This is a genomic window from Methylobacter sp. Wu1, assembly GCF_036553575.1.
Lineage (GTDB): Bacteria > Pseudomonadota > Gammaproteobacteria > Methylococcales > Methylomonadaceae > Methylobacter.
In genome coordinates, this window is sequence record NZ_JAZHOC010000031.1 from 14,036 (window position 1) to 28,494 (window position 14,459).

A 14,459-nucleotide genomic window follows, 5' to 3' on the forward strand; every position below is an offset into this window, starting at 1 on the left:
CAGCAAATAGAAAGCCGCAGCCTGTTACCGCAGGCTGCGGCTTTTTTTGTTTTAAGAGCATGAAATTTATTAATTTGAACTTTGCTTGACTGATGCGCTGAATATTTATAAAAAAAATCTTTCGGCATCAAGAGGGGTGTTCATGAAAAAGCTATTTTTTGCATTATGGCCGGACGATGAGACCAGACAAAAACTCGTGCAGTTACAGCAAGCCATTGATGCCAAAGGAATAAGGCGAGTTCCTGGGCAAAATCTGCATGCCACGTTGGTATTTTTAGGCAATGTCGATGAAATCACTGAAACAGCAATCCGACAGCGCGTTGCAGGCATTTCCGGCGAACCGTTTACGTTGACGTTCGACCAGTTGAGTTACTGGCGCAGGCCCAGGATTTTATGCCTGACCTGCCGGCAATTCGGGCCGGAGGTGGTGGCATTGGCGGAAGCGCTGGATAAGGCGGCGGCCGATGGCGGCGTGCAAACCGACACGCGGCCGTACACGCCGCATATTACCCTGGCCAGACAAGCCCGAGCTATTGAACAGGATTTTTCCCCCATCATCTGGCGCGCGGAATCATTCTGCCTGATGGAATCGTGCAGCGAGCCCGGCGGCGTCTATTATAAAGTGCTACAGCAATGGCCTCTGTCCGAACGCAACCTAAAACAATAGCGATAGCTGCCTTCTTATTTTCTCCAGAATTCAGGCACGAACAGGATAATCATCGAGAAGATCTGCACGCGGCCCAGCAGCATGGCAATGATGCAAACGCTGGTCTGGAAATCGGTTAAGCTGGCGTAATTAGCCATCGGCCCTACTTCGTTAAGGCCGGGGCCGGCGTTGTTAAAACTGGCGATGATGGCCGTGAACGCGCTGAGAAAATCCAGGCCGCTCAGCAACAGCAGGAAAACCAGGATCACGATACTGATGAAATACAGAAAAATAAATCCGGTTACGGATGCGACAATATTATGGCTGATGATATTGTCGCCAATTTTCAAAGGCTTGACAGAAAAAGGATGAATGAATTTATAGAGTTCCAGGCGTGATTGCTTCACCAGAATAATCGTGCGGATCATGCGGATGCCGCCGCCGGTAGAGCCGGAAGAGGCGGAAATACAGCTCAGGAACAGCATCCACATCGGCACGAAAATAGGCCACTGATTGAAATCCTGAGTAGAGAAGCCACTGGAAGTGGCAATGGTGATCAGATTGAACGAAGCATGGCGCAATGCGGTGAAATAGTCCGGATAAGTGCCCGCATGCCACAATACCGCAGCCGTTGCAATGCAGCTTAAGAGGATCAGCATCAGAAAGCTTCTTGCCTCCATATCCCGGGCATAAGGTTTTAAAGTCCGTTTTCGGAGAGCGATAAAGTGAGTCGCAAAATTAATGGCGGCCAGTAACTGGAATGCAGACAGTACCATTTCGATGGACAGCGAATTAAAAAAACCGACATTGCTGTCATGTGTGGAAAATCCTCCCAGACTCATCGCGGCAAAGGCATGGCAGATTGAATCAAACCAGTCCATGCCGGCCAATTTCAAGGCAATAATGCAGGCTAAAGTATAGCCGGCGTAAACCATCCACAGGGCTTTTGCCGTCTGCGCTATGCGCGGCGGTAACTCGGACTCTTTTACCGCCCCGGGCGCTTCGGCCTTATATAACTGCATGCCGCCGATGCCGAGGATCGGCAAAATGGCCACCGCCAGAATGATGATGCCCATGCCGCCGATCCAATTCAGTTCATGCCGCCAGAGGTTGATCGACATCGGCAAGTGATCGAGGCCGGAAAGCACGGTTGAACCCGTCGTGGTCAAGCCGGAGACAGTCTCGAAATATGCATCGATAAAGCTGATTTCCGGCATATGGATCATGAACGGCAGCGTGCAAAACGCCGGAATCAGCGACCATGTCATGGATACCAAGAGAAAGCTTGTTTGTCTCGATACTTTTTTAGTCGTGCGCAAAGTCGGAAAAAACATTAAAGCGCCCAACACCAAAGTAACCGCAGTGCTTTCAAAAAAGCTGATCGTGGCGCCGTCATGGCTAATCAGGGATGTCATCAGGCAGGTCGCCATCAAGGCGCTGAAGCCTATAGTGACCAGGCCAAAAATATGGATGATAGTAAAAATGACATTCATGAAAAGGCTTGAATTGGATGATAGTTTGGAAGCACAACTACGATAAACAGAGTAAAAATTCGAAATACGACAGGGTCCAATGATTTTTGGGCATCGTCGGCGCAGTTATTTGTTGAGAGGCTGGAATTTCTGCTCGATATAAGAGACCAGTTTCTTATCCAGTGCAAACATGACAACATGGTCGCCTTCCTCGAAGACCGTGTCGTGGTGGATGGAAATAACCTGCCGGTCGCGGATCAACGCACCCAATACGATGCCTTCCGGCCACTGAATGGCGTCTACTTGCAGCCCTACTACCGAGTTCTCGCCATTGCCTTTGTGCGCGATGGCCTCGATTGCTTCGGCGGTGCCGCCGCATAAGGAACTGACGCGCGCCACATCGCCGCGCCTGACGTATTTCAGGATGCTGCCCAACGTTTCAACGTTGGGCTGGACAGCCACGTCGATGCCGGTGCCGGGCAGTAACTTTGTGTAAGATCGGTTGTTGAGCAGGCATATTGCCTTGCGAACGCCCAATTGTTTCGCCAGCGAAGCCGAGATAATGTTTTCGCCATCATGGTCGGTAACCGCACAGAACAGATCGGTTTTGTCGATGGACTCATCGAGCAGCAGGGATTCATCGGTGCAGTCGCCCTGCAGTACCACGGTATGATCAAGGTCATTGGCGATTTTCTGGGCGCGTTCCGGATTCCGTTCGATGATTTTGACCTGATGGTCTTTTTCCAGGGCCAGCGCCAGACGCTTGCCGATATGTCCGCCGCCGGCAATGATGACGCGCTTTAACGGCGCTTCCAGTTTCCGCAGGTCTTTCAATACTCGCTGCACTTCCTTGCGCGGGGCTACGATGAACACCTCGTCGCCGGTAGCGATAAAGGCCTCGCCATTCGCGACCAGAGGTCGTCCTTGCCTGAAAATAGCCGCTATGCGAATTTTGCCGCCTGACAGGCGATCTTTCAGTTCCTTGATTTTTTTGCCGGTTAAAAAGCCGTCCGGGCCCACTTTCAACGAAAACAGCCGCACCAGTCCGTCGGCGAAATCGGTAATCTGCAAGACGCCCGGCAGTTCAATCAGATTGCGTATCGATTCCATGACGATCTGTTCCGGGCTGATCACGATATCGACAGGGATGCCGCCGGGAGCGAACAGTTTGGGGTTTTGCAGATAATCGATGGCGCGGATGCGGGCGATTGTCTTCGGGCGGCTATAGAGCTTGTTGATGATCGTGCAGGCCAACATATTGGTTTCATCGCGGTCGGTTACGGCAATGACCATATCGGTATTATATACGCCAGCTTGTTCCAGAACGCTGGGGTGGGCGGCATTGCCGGCGACCGTGGCGATATCGAAGCGTTCCTTCAAGGCATCCAGCAGATGGGTTTTATAATCGATGACAACAATATCGTTTTCTTCGCTCGCCAGCGCTTCGGCGACCGAAGCGCCGGTCATGCCGGCGCCAAGAATCAGTATTCTCATAACAGTATCAGCAACCCAATGAGGTTTGGGGTCTTGTGGACCCGACACACGATAAAATCGCGCAACTTTATAGGTGTTTTCGGTTTACCGCAACAAAAATAAAATGACTCGGAGCAGAATGGTCAGGATATCTCCGGATAATCCTGGTCAATGGTTTTGATTTGGCTGGTGAATTGGCCCTGCGCGAGGCGAGTCTGGATCATGTCGCCTGTTTTTAGCTGGTCGGTAGACCTGATAATCTGACCGGACGGCAAACGAACAGCCATGGCATAGCCTCGGTTCAGCGTCGCCAGCGGACTAACGGCATGCAGGGTATGGCTGGCATTCAAGAACTGGTGGTTCAATTCCTCCAGCCGGCATCGGATAGCAATGGCTAAACGCTCGCTCAAGTACTGCTGCCGCTGTTTATGACTGTTTATCGTAATGGTGGGGTTGTGTTGCCACAATTTGGCTGTCTTGGCTTCCAGCAGGCTGGCATGCTGGCGCAGTCCGACATGCATGGCCTGGTGAAGCCTTGATTCCAGTTCGCCTAGGCGCTGCGTGTTCCTTGCCAGTTTCTGGCCCGGATGCTGCTGTTGCAGTCGTTTGCTGAGCCAATCCAGAGATTGCTGAGTCTGGTTCAGTTTTCGCTGTAGTAGCTGATACAGTCGCGATTCCAGATAAATGAATTGTGACAGCCAGGCTTGTTGATCAGGGACGGCATGCTCGGCGGCGGCCGATGGCGTCGGTGCGCGCAGGTCGGCTACAAAATCGGCAATGGTGAAGTCGGTTTCATGGCCTATGCCCGTGATGATCGGGATATCGCTGGCAAAAATGGCGCGCGCCACGATCTCCTCATTGAATGCCCACAAATCTTCCAGCGAACCGCCGCCCCGGCCAAGAATGATCACATCGCACAGGGCCTGCCGGTTGGCGGTGGCGATGGATTTGGCAATTTCATGTTTGGCATTGTCTCCCTGTACGGCCACCGGATAGATAATGACCGGCACCGCCGCGAAACGCCGGCGCAGGACGGTCAGAACATCCCGGATGGCGGCTCCCGACGGCGAAGTGATGATGCCGATGGTTCTGGGCAGAACGGGCAGGCTTTGTTTATGGGCGCTGTCGAACAGGCCTTCCGTCAACAGTTTGAGCTTCAAGGCGTCAAAAGCCCGTCGCAGAGCGCCATAGCCGGCTTCTTCAATTTGTTCGACGATAAGCTGATAATCGCCTCTGGGCTCATAAAGGCTGACTTGCGCCTTGACGATGACCTGCTTGCCGTTTTCGGGTTTGAATCCGAATTTGCGCTGGTGATTTTTAAACAGGGCGCAACGGATCTGGGCATTGGCATCTTTCAGCGAAAAATAAAGATGTCCGGAAGAAGGCGTGCTTAAGTTGGAAATTTCGCCTTCGACCAAAACGGTCAGGAAATAGTCGCTGAGTAGCTGGCTGGTTTCCCGGTTGAGCTGTGTGACGGTATATATTCTGCGCTGAGTGGATGAGGGAGTGATCGTCATGAGATGATTTTAACACTTCTTGCTCTTTCAGTTTGCATTCGTGTCTAGTTGTACAGCCAAGGCTTGGTCAATTACCGGTGACTGATAAAATTTCGTATGCTATTGAATCGCCTATTGTAAAATAAGCGACTTTTATGCATGAATTAAGAGGTGTGCGTTGGCGTGGTTGCTGTTGTTTTCTGCGGGATTCGCAGAAATAGTGTTTGCTTTGAGTCTTAAATATAACGAGGGTTTTACCAAACTGTGGCCCAGTATCATTACCATGATCTCGGGCGGTTGCAGTTTTTATCTGCTGACGCTGGCCATTAAAACCCTGCCGCTAGGAACCGCTTATGCGGTCTGGACAGGCATGGGCGCTGTAGGTGTAGCGATAATCGGAATTTTTCTATTTAAGGAATCGACGGAGCTATTACGATTACTGTCCATCGCTTTCATCATAGCAGGCATTGTTGGACTTAAATTAACGGATAGTCAGTAACGTGTTGCATCTCATTTTTCAGTCACCGATAGAAGTAGCCGTTCTGGAACGCATTGAGCTTGGAGATGCCGTGGTATTTCTTGAAAACGCCGTATTGCGATTGTTAAAGAATGGTTTGTTAAGTGAGAAATTAACGCAACTGCTCAGTACGAACCGCTTGTGCGTTTTATCGGAGGATGTGGCCGTGCGCGGCATTGCCGCCGATGAGCTGGTCGAAGGCATCGACATCATCGATTATGCCGGGCTGGCCGAGTTAACCGTTGACAATCATGTGATTCAGTCATGGGCTTGATGGTTCACGGCCGGACTCTGGAAGTAACCGATCAGGGCTTTCTGGTTAATGCCGGCGACTGGGATGAAGAGGTCGCAAGGCGGCTGGCTGAATCGGATAATATTCAGCTGGATGAACGCCACTGGGAAATCATCCTGTTCATCCGCGACTATTATCAGCAGTTCAGGCACTTGCCGAATGCGCGGGTTTTTACCAAGGCTGTTGCGAAGGCATTGGGCGAGGAGAAAGGCAACAGCCGGTATTTACATAAACTTTTTCCAGAAGGGCCTTTGAAATATGCCTGCAAATTGGCCGGATTGCCCAAGCCGCCGACCTGTTTGTAATCACCCTTGTTTAAAGCGGTGAATCAGGCGCCGTTCTTTTTTGTTTGGTTTGTGATCTCTGTGGTTAAAGCCGAATAGCTCTCGCTGTTCACGCTGTTGGATTATCTGCTGCTGACGTTTTTCCTGGCTTTCGGCGCTTTCCTCATAGAGCAGTGCCGCCTCTTTCGCCGGACGTCGCTGCTCGCTGAGCGCAATGACGGTAATGTCCCAGGTGTAGTTGTCCTTGCTGATGGAGAGTTTTGCGCCGGGCCTGATTTCCTTGCTGGGCTTCGTGCGTTGATCGTTCAGGTGGACTTTGCCGCCGGCTATGGCGTCAGAAGCAAGCTTGCGCGTTTTAAAAAAACGCGCAGCCCATAGCCACTTATCCAGACGTACAGATTCGAGTTCTGTCACGCTTTTACTTCATTGCCGTTGTCTGACCAGGCTTTAAATCCGCCGGCCATGCTGACGGCTTTGCTGTATCCGATCTTGTTCAGCGCTTCCGCGGCCAATGCCGAGCGGCCGCCGGTCTGGCAGTAGACGATGATTCTGTCGCCCTGCTTCTCCTGAAAATCGGGATGCGCGCCTATTTTGAATTCCAATACTCCGCGTGGAATATTGACGGCTCCGGGCAAGTGCCCCGCCTCGTATTCGGCCGGCTCCCTGACGTCCAGAATCAGACTCTTTCCGAGTTCGTTTTTGGCATCATCAATGTTGATTTCAGTGATATGTTGCTTGGCTTGGGCAACAAGATCCATTGGGGTTAAAGTCATGGTCGTCTCCTGAAAAAATAAAAAAATATATTAGCAATAAATAATATTATGCTGCCAGTCTTTTTTACAGATTAAACAGTGCGCCTGCGAAAACAATGACTTGAGGCAATCAGGGGCTTGGGTGACCACTGAACGGTCACCCGGAAGACAGGGTTAGCTCATGTGCTTTTTTAATTCTTTCGGCAGTGAGAACACGACTTTTTCTTCTATGCCTTGAATTTCGGTAATGGTTTCGCCACCCCATTGCTTGAGCTGATTGATGACTTCCTGGACCAGAACTTCCGGCGCCGAAGCGCCTGCCGTGACGCCGACTACGTTAACGTTGTTGAACCATTCCTGCTTCATGTCTTTCGCCGTGTCGATCAGATAGGCCTGTTTGCCAAGCTGTTCGGCGATCTCGCGCAGGCGGTTGGAGTTGGAACTGTTGGGCGAGCCGACGACGAGGATGAGGTCAGACGTTTTAGACAATTCATAAACTGCATCCTGGCGATTCTGGGTCGCATAGCAGATGTCGTCTTTTTTTTGCTCCTGAATGCCGGAGAAACGCGCCCTTAAGGCATCAACCATGATCTTGGTGTCGGTCATCGACAAGGTCGTCTGGGTGACGTAAGCCAGATTGTCCGGATTGTTGACTTGTAATTTTTCAACGTCTTCCGGCGTTTCGACCAGATAAATGCCGCCGTTTTCGGTGCATTTTTCGTATTGTCCCATCGTGCCTTCCACTTCCGGATGGCCGGCGTGGCCTATCAGGATCACTTCCCGGTCGGATTTGGCATGTTTGGCGACCTGTAGATGCACTTTGGTAACCAGAGGGCAGGTGGCATCGAAAACGGTCAAATTGCGCTCTTCAGCTTCTTTCTGTACTTGTTTTGAGACGCCATGCGCGCTGAAAATCAGGTAGGAGCCGACCGGTACATCGGTTAAGTCTTCAATGAAAACAGCGCCTTTTTCTTTAAGTCCTTCAACCACCGTACGGTTATGGACCACTTCATGGCGAACGTAAATCGGCGCTCCGAACGTTTCCAGGGCCTGATCAACAATTTCGATAGCCCGGTCTACACCGGCACAGAATCCTCGAGGGTTAGCGAGTACAATTTGCATATCTTGACTTCTTTACTTGGTTAATTTTGCTTATTCTAACTCAACATTGTGTCCGACACGATAATTCCATCGGTATCGGCATATAAAAAATGATCTTTCTTGAAAGCGACGCTGGCGAAATAGACAGGCATATCGCGCTCGCCATGGCCTCGTTTGTGGCTTTTCAACGGATGCGTATGCAGCGCGCGTATGCCGATAGGCAATTGGTCAATGATGGCGGAATCGCGCAGACAGCCATAGATAATGATGCCTTGCCAGCCATTGTCAATGGCAAGCCTGGCCAGGTTGCTGCCCAGCAGGGCGCAACGGTGCGAGCCGCCGCCGTCGATAACCAGTACGCGGTTTTCGACTTTCTCTTCCAGCGCCTGTCTGACCAGTACGTTGTCTTCGTGGACTTTCACTGTGGTGATCTGGCCGCAAAAAGCCGGATTGGCGCCATAGGATCTGAACAGGGGCTCGGCAATCTGGAAATGTTCTTCTTCGGAGTGCGCATCGCAAAGGTCTGCAGTCGTGAAATTCATAGTCTAAACCCAAGGTATAGGGCGACCGGATGGAGATCGCCCATGATTATTAATGGATCAGGCGAAATAACGCGCGATCAGTCCGTGGTTGCCGGTGGTTTCAGGCATCGGTATCCTGACTTCATAACCGCCGCCCGGAGCCTCCAGCATATCGCGGCCGTACATGTCCAGCATGCGCTCAACGGTAATGTCCTGATTGCCTTCCGGCAGAATCAATTCGATTTTATCGCCGACCGCAAACTTGTTTTTGACATCGATCACAGCCAGGCCGCTTTCCTTGTCATAACTCCGGATTTCGCCGCAGAACTGCTGCTGATGGCTTTTTGAATAGCCGGTGATATAGTTCTGGTATTCATGGGTATGGTGACGCTGATAAAAGCCGTCCGTATAGCCGCGGTTGGCCAAGTTCTCCAGTACGCCGATCAGTTCGGGCCGGAAAGGGCGGCCGGCCTGCGCATCGTCAATGGCCTGACGGTAGGTCTGCGCCGTGCGGGCAACGTAATAGTGCGACTTGGTGCGGCCTTCGATTTTAAGGCTGTCCACGCCGATCTCGACCAGACGCTGTACGTGTTCGATGGCGCGCAGGTCTTTGGAATTCATGATGTAAGTGCCGTTTTCATCTTCCATGACCGGCAGCAGTTCGCCCTTGCGGCCTTCCTCTTCGAGGAAATAAACCTTGTCTGCCAATGGATGCCGGTCCGCACCGCCGCAGCTGGCTGTGCTGATGTCGGACATAGACAGGGAGCCGCCGGCCAGCACGTAATCGCCTTCGGCGTTTTCATGCGCAGGCAGGGTATCGTATTTCCAGCGGCAGGAGTTCGTGCAGGTGCCCTGGTTAGGGTCGCGGTGATTGAAATAGCCTGACAGCAGGCAGCGGCCGGAATAGGCGATGCACAGCGCACCGTGTACAAACACTTCCAGTTCCATGTCGGGACAGCGCTGGCGGATTTCCTCGATCTCATCCAAAGACAGTTCGCGCGACAGAATGATGCGCTCGACGCCCATCGCTTGCCAGAATTTTACCGTGGCGTAATTGACGGTGTTGGCCTGCACGGACAGATGGACAGGCATGTCGGGCCAGGTTTCGCGCACCATCATGATCAGGCCCGGATCGGCCATGATCAGGGCATCTGGTTTTATGGCGATAATCGGTTCTATATCGGCCAGAAAGGTTTTGATTTTGGCATTGTGAGGAATCACATTGGTGGCCAGGAAAAATTTTTTGCCCAGCGCATGCGCCTCATTGATGCCCTTGGCCAGATTATCTTCAAGAAAATCATTATTGCGCACTCTGAGGCTGTAGCGAGGCTGCCCGGCATAGACGGCATCGGCGCCGAAGGCAAAGGCATAGCGCATGTTTTTCAGGGTTCCGGCGGGGGAAAGCAGTTCAACTTGTTTCATGTAATCTATATAAATGGTCTTGATTGACTATATTCTATCGTAATTCGTGATGGTTAAGGGATATAGCTTAACGTCCGGCTGTCGGCTAAAGTTACAGCGCGGGCGGACGTCTGAACGGTTCCCGCTATTGGACAGGATTACTTAGCCATTTAGGAGCGTATCATGTGGGTGATATTATTCATCATAGCTCTGCTTTTTGTCTTGGGCGGCGCTTTAATCTTACTCAGAACGGCAAAAATGCCGAAAATTCCCAAAAATGTTAAATCTCAGCCTTATGAGGAAGACAAGGAAGATGATTGGTAGCAGGAGCTTAAGGTGTCGATTGGGTGAGGTCGGGTTTTTTTTCGCATTCGGGCTTCATTTCGAGAAAGGATTTCAATGTTTGCGCATCAGAACGCGAGCATGCCGCGCTTGCGGTTCCGGCGGGTGAGGCAGACGGACAAGCAGGCGTTAAAGCGATGCTCGGGCTAGTAGCTAAATTCAGTTAGCGCGGCTGGCTCGTCGTTCTCAAGGTAAACGTAACCGGCCCGTCATTGACCAGCGCAACCTGCATATCAGCGCCGAATTGGCCGAATTCGACAGGCGGATAAGCGGCTTTTGCCAGTTGCTGCAGATAACTGAACAGCTGTTGTCCTTTTTCTGGCGATGCAGCCGGGGTGAAACTGGGGCGATTGCCGCTATTGGTATCGGCTGCCAAGGTGAATTGCGGGACCAGCAACAGGCCGCCTTTGATATCGCGCAGACTCAAATTCATGCGATCATTGTCGTCGGCAAAAATGCGGTAGTTGAGTATGCGTTCCAGCAGGCGCTGTGCGTCTTTTTCGCTGTCCTCTCTCTCAACGGCGACCAGTGCCATGATGCCTTTGTCGATCTGGCCTATGATTTCATTGTTGACGGTGACTTTAGCAGTGGTGACGCGTTGGATGATTGTGAGCATCAGGGTTGTAAAGGTTGGGGTTGGAAAACAGATTGTCTTTAATCATTATAATACAGGCAGGTTCATGAAGTTTTTACTGATTTTATTGCTGGCATGGCCGTCCTGGGCCGGCGCTGAAATCTTCCAATGGAAGGATGACCTTGGCAATCGGCATTTCTCGGATCGGTCATCTCCCGAGGCAAAAATCGTCGATATCAAGCCGGGCTATTCCTTTTATCGGGTCAAAAAGGTTTTCGACGGCGATACGGTGCAGCTGGAAGATGGTCGTAAGATTCGCCTGTTGGGCATCAATACGCCGGAAGTCCGGCACAAAAATGAAGACGCCCAGGCCGGCGGCAATGAGGCGAAGCAGTGGCTGATCAATAAGTTGCAAAACAGCAAAGTCCGCCTGGAAACCGATGTCGAAGAAACCGATAAATACAAAAGAACCCTGGCGCATCTGTTTACCGAGAACGATGAGCATCTCAATCTGCAACTGGTAGCGGCAGGGCTGGCAGCCGTCAGTATTTATCCGCCCAATCTGTTGCATGCCGAGGAGTTGATTAAAGTCCAGGATCAGGCCGAGCAGGCCAGGTCGGGCATCTGGCAGCGCGTCGAATATGCGGCCATGCCGGTCAGCAGCCTTGCCGATCGTGAGCGCGCGGGATGGGTACGATTGGTGGGCAAGGTCGTTAATATCCGCAACAGCCGGAAATACAGTTATCTGGAGTTCTCCAGCCGGTTTGAAGCGCGCATTGAACGCCAGTGGCTGCCGTTATTTCCGGACATGAACGGCTATCTGGGGAAAGAGATCGAGGTGCGCGGCTGGCTCAATAAAAACAAGAACGGCTTTTCGATGTTGATTCGCCATCCCAGCGCAATCAAGCTGCGGCGCCTACCAGACCGCTAACGCACCCGGCAAAAAGAATTCACTGACCAGCATCTGCCGGCGCCGAATGGCGTAGACGGTTCTTCTGCCCCATACCGGCCCGTTAATGCCGGCTTCGGCAATCGCGGCCCGTGTCCAGATAGCAGGAGTGGCGAGGGCCACGTCCATTTCCAGGCGTTTAAGCTTGGGATAGGAAAAAATCACTTCGCCCAGCGGACGGCTGCCCAGATGCGACAAGCTGCGCTTGGCGGCTTTGAGGGTTCGGGTCGGGATGATGGTTCTGGCCAGAATCAGCGGCTTGCCGTCGGCATGCAGCAAAACTTCACGGATTAAACTGTAGCGGCTTTCAGGCAGTTTCAGCAGCCTGCGCTCGCTTAGAAAAGGTGTGCTCCATTGCTGCTGAAGCACTTTAACGGCGACGGCACTGCCGTAATAATCGCGCAGACGCTGCGTCAATGAGCCTGTTTCATAAGTCCAGGACTGAACATCTTTGGGAAGACAATGGCGCGTACCCTGGCGATTCTCAAACCAGCCGGGTTCCTGCGTGAATAAAAAGCTTCTGGTGGCCAACGGGTCTAAACCTCTGCATAGTCTGTAGCATCGCCCAGCCAGCGATCAATCAATGGCTGTACGGCTTCGGGCGAGTCATTGAAAAAAATGTCCGCTATCTGCTGGATATTATCCAGTAAATCCGAGTCGCGGGATAAATCGGCAATTTTAAAATGCGCGGCGCCGGTTTGCCGGGTTCCCATGACTTCGCCCGGACCGCGCAGTTGCAGGTCTTTCTCGGCGATCACAAAGCCGTCGCTGCTGTCCCTTAAAATGCCCAGCCGCTGGCGCGCCGTATCGGACAAGGGCGATTGGTACATGAGCAGACAGTAACTGTCGCCTTCGCCGCGGCCGACCCGGCCGCGCAGCTGATGCAGCTGAGACAGGCCCAGCCTTTCGGGGTTTTCGATGATCATCAGGCCGGCATTGGGCACGTCGACGCCGACCTCGATGACGGTCGTCGCAACCAGCAGATCGAGCCGATGCTGCTTGAAAGCCTGCATGACGGCCTCTTTCTCGGCCGCTTTCATGCGTCCGTGCACCAGGCCGACGCGCACATCCGGTAGGGCCTGGGTCAGTCGTTCGGCGGTTTTTTCGGCCGCCTCGCACTGCAACGCTTCCGATTCTTCAATCAGCGTGCAGACCCAGTAAGCCTGTCTGCCCTGAGCGACCCAGTTGCCGATACGCGCGATGACCTCGTTACGACGCTCGGCAGGAATGACGCTCGTGACGACCGGCTTTCTGCCCGGCGGCAGTTCGTCGATGATCGAGATATCGAGATCCGAATATTGCAGCATGGCCAGCGTGCGCGGAATCGGGGTCGCGGTCATGACCAATTGATGCGGACGCAGCCCGGTCTGCTGGCCTTTCTCCCTGAGCGCCAGCCGCTGGTGCACGCCGAAGCGGTGTTGTTCGTCGATGATAACCAGGCCCAGCCGGTGAAAGTTGACGCTGTCCTGAAACAGGGCGTGCGTGCCGATAATGATGCCGGCGCTGCCGTCGGCCAGGGCTTGCAGGGCGTCTTTTCTCGGGTTGCCTTTCAGTTGGCCGGTCAGAAAGAGCACTTGCGTCTGGAAGTTTGCAAACCAGTTGCTGAAGTTGCGGAAATGCTGCTCGGCCAGCAATTCGGTCGGCGCCATGACCGCAACCTGAAAGCCTGCCGACAGCGCCAGCAGGGCCGCATAGGCGGCGACGACGGTCTTGCCGGAGCCGACATCGCCCTGAACCAGCCGCATCATTGGGTGGTTCCGGCTGCAATCGGCCTCGATTTCGGCCATGACGCGCTGTTGCGCGCGGGTCAGGCTGAAGGGCAGGGCGCAGATGAAATGTTCGTTGATGGCCGGATTGACAGAGAATCGGGGCGCCTGCCAGATTCTGGTTTTGTTTCTCGATTGCCTGAGACTCAGGTGATGCGCCAGCAGTTCTTCGAAGGCCAGCCGTTTCAATGCCGGTACGCTGCCGTTTTGCAGGGCTGCCATTGAGATCGATTCATCCGGCGCATGCAGGGTTTGTATGGCTTCCAACAGGGAAGGGTAATGGTAGCGCTTTAATACGGTCTCTGGAATCCAGTCCGGCAACAACTGATTTTCAGAGGTGCAAATGGTTAGGGCCTGCTTGATGGCTTTTCTTAATGTCGCCTGCCTGAGTCCTTCGGTCAGAGGGTAAACGGGCGTCAGGCAGGTTTCGGTAACGCAGCTGTCCGCGCTTGAAATGACTTTATATTCGGGGTGAACCATTTCGAACCCGGCAAAGCCGTGGCGCACCTCGGCAAAGCAGCTGATCAGCGTGCCCGGCTGCAGCGCATTATGCTGGCTGGCGCTGAAGTGAAAAAACTTCAGGCTGATGAATCCTGTGCCGTCGCTGATGCGGCAGACTAGGCTTTTGCGGCCCCGGGGCAGAATATCCGTAAATTCGACGCGGCCGCAGATCAGCACAGTCATGCCCGGCGTCAATGAGCCGATAGGGTAGACGCGCGTGCGGTCTTCATAGCGGTGCGGCAGGTGGAAAATCAGATCCTGAATCGTGCGGATGCCGAGTTTCTCCAGACGCAGGGCGGTCTGGCCGCCTATGCCCGCCAATGACGCAACCGGTTGATTCAGATAATACGGGTTTTTCATTGGCGGATTTTA

At 52.9% G+C, this 14,459-nt stretch carries 17 protein-coding genes; 6 read left to right on the forward strand and 11 right to left on the reverse strand.

Translation table 11 applies throughout. The features are described from left to right. Window positions 1-142 precede the first annotated feature (142 nt). Window positions 143-667: an RNA 2',3'-cyclic phosphodiesterase gene (gene thpR / locus V2P20_RS03020; protein WP_331815992.1), complete on the forward strand. Its 525-nt coding sequence runs from the start codon at window positions 143-145 to the stop codon at window positions 665-667. A gap of 14 nt (window positions 668-681) precedes the next feature. Here thpR and V2P20_RS03025 read toward each other — a convergent pair whose 3' ends face one another. The 3 genes from V2P20_RS03025 to xseA all read right to left on the reverse strand — a co-directional run bounded on the left by V2P20_RS03025 (window position 682) and on the right by xseA (window position 5,108). After that, window positions 682-2,139, reverse strand: coding sequence for a potassium transporter TrkG (locus tag V2P20_RS03025; protein ID WP_331815993.1), 1,458 nt, complete (start codon window positions 2,137-2,139; stop codon window positions 682-684). Window positions 2,140-2,244: 105 nt separating this feature from the next. Then, the gene (gene trkA, locus V2P20_RS03030; protein WP_331815994.1) at window positions 2,245-3,612 is read right to left on the reverse strand and encodes a Trk system potassium transporter TrkA; all 1,368 of its coding nucleotides are present in this window, start codon (window positions 3,610-3,612) and stop codon (window positions 2,245-2,247) included. Window positions 3,613-3,734: 122 nt separating this feature from the next. Then, window positions 3,735-5,108, reverse strand: a complete 1,374-nt coding sequence (gene xseA / locus V2P20_RS03035; protein ID WP_331815996.1) for an exodeoxyribonuclease VII large subunit — start codon at window positions 5,106-5,108, stop codon at window positions 3,735-3,737. A 157-nt stretch (window positions 5,109-5,265) separates the two neighbouring features. Between xseA and V2P20_RS03040 the strand changes: the two genes are divergently transcribed. Genes V2P20_RS03040 through V2P20_RS03050 form a run of 3 tightly spaced genes read left to right on the forward strand, consistent with a single transcriptional unit; the run spans window position 5,266 to window position 6,201 of the window. Continuing rightward, the gene (locus V2P20_RS03040; protein WP_194970276.1) at window positions 5,266-5,586 is read left to right on the forward strand and encodes a multidrug efflux SMR transporter; all 321 of its coding nucleotides are present in this window, start codon (window positions 5,266-5,268) and stop codon (window positions 5,584-5,586) included. A 1-nt stretch (window position 5,587) separates the two neighbouring features. Further along, on the forward strand, window positions 5,588-5,878 hold the full coding sequence (gene tusB / locus V2P20_RS03045) for a sulfurtransferase complex subunit TusB (protein ID WP_331815999.1): 291 nt from the start codon (window positions 5,588-5,590) through the stop codon (window positions 5,876-5,878). Beyond that, the gene (locus tag V2P20_RS03050) at window positions 5,869-6,201 is read left to right on the forward strand and encodes a TusE/DsrC/DsvC family sulfur relay protein (RefSeq protein WP_331816001.1); all 333 of its coding nucleotides are present in this window, start codon (window positions 5,869-5,871) and stop codon (window positions 6,199-6,201) included. Before tusB ends, V2P20_RS03050 begins: the two co-directional genes overlap by 10 nt. Here the strand turns inward: V2P20_RS03050 and V2P20_RS03055 are convergent, their stop codons facing one another. The 5 genes from V2P20_RS03055 to yegQ form a co-directional block, all read right to left on the reverse strand. Beyond that, complete coding sequence (locus V2P20_RS03055; RefSeq protein ID WP_194970279.1) at window positions 6,202-6,594, reverse strand: S4 domain-containing protein; 393 nt, start codon at window positions 6,592-6,594, stop codon at window positions 6,202-6,204. It abuts the gene before it with no gap. Further along, window positions 6,591-6,953, reverse strand: a complete 363-nt coding sequence (locus V2P20_RS03060) for a rhodanese-like domain-containing protein (RefSeq protein WP_194970280.1) — start codon at window positions 6,951-6,953, stop codon at window positions 6,591-6,593. The genes V2P20_RS03055 and V2P20_RS03060 overlap by 4 nt, the downstream gene beginning before the upstream one ends. Window positions 6,954-7,106: 153 nt before the next feature. Beyond that, complete coding sequence (gene ispH / locus V2P20_RS03065; protein ID WP_331816006.1) at window positions 7,107-8,054, reverse strand: 4-hydroxy-3-methylbut-2-enyl diphosphate reductase; 948 nt, start codon at window positions 8,052-8,054, stop codon at window positions 7,107-7,109. Between the two features lie 35 nt (window positions 8,055-8,089). Then, window positions 8,090-8,575 (reverse strand): ribonuclease E activity regulator RraA, encoded by a 486-nt coding sequence (gene rraA / locus V2P20_RS03070; RefSeq protein ID WP_331816008.1) that lies wholly within the window; start codon window positions 8,573-8,575, stop codon window positions 8,090-8,092. 57 nt (window positions 8,576-8,632) lie between these two features. Then, window positions 8,633-9,976, reverse strand: coding sequence for a tRNA 5-hydroxyuridine modification protein YegQ (gene yegQ / locus V2P20_RS03075; RefSeq protein ID WP_331816010.1), 1,344 nt, complete (start codon window positions 9,974-9,976; stop codon window positions 8,633-8,635). Window positions 9,977-10,138: 162 nt separating this feature from the next. On the opposite strand from yegQ, the gene V2P20_RS03080 reads away from it, so the two are divergent. Next, on the forward strand, window positions 10,139-10,279 hold the full coding sequence (locus V2P20_RS03080) for a hypothetical protein (RefSeq protein WP_194970284.1): 141 nt from the start codon (window positions 10,139-10,141) through the stop codon (window positions 10,277-10,279). A gap of 181 nt (window positions 10,280-10,460) precedes the next feature. On the opposite strand, the gene dtd is transcribed toward V2P20_RS03080, so the two are convergent. Next, window positions 10,461-10,913 (reverse strand): D-aminoacyl-tRNA deacylase, encoded by a 453-nt coding sequence (gene dtd, locus V2P20_RS03085; protein ID WP_331816014.1) that lies wholly within the window; start codon window positions 10,911-10,913, stop codon window positions 10,461-10,463. 64 nt (window positions 10,914-10,977) lie between these two features. Between dtd and V2P20_RS03090 the strand changes: the two genes are divergently transcribed. Then, window positions 10,978-11,802 (forward strand): thermonuclease family protein, encoded by an 825-nt coding sequence (locus V2P20_RS03090; RefSeq protein ID WP_331816016.1) that lies wholly within the window; start codon window positions 10,978-10,980, stop codon window positions 11,800-11,802. Here V2P20_RS03090 and V2P20_RS03095 read toward each other — a convergent pair. Together V2P20_RS03095 and recG are read right to left on the reverse strand one after the other, a co-directional pair. Beyond that, a complete protein-coding gene (locus tag V2P20_RS03095) occupies window positions 11,788-12,351 on the reverse strand; it encodes a chorismate lyase (RefSeq protein ID WP_331816018.1) in 564 nt (187 codons plus the stop codon). The genes V2P20_RS03090 and V2P20_RS03095 overlap by 15 nt on opposite strands. Before the next feature lie 5 nt (window positions 12,352-12,356). Further along, window positions 12,357-14,447, reverse strand: coding sequence for an ATP-dependent DNA helicase RecG (recG, locus tag V2P20_RS03100; protein WP_331816020.1), 2,091 nt, complete (start codon window positions 14,445-14,447; stop codon window positions 12,357-12,359). Between the last annotated feature and the right edge of the window lie 12 nt (window positions 14,448-14,459).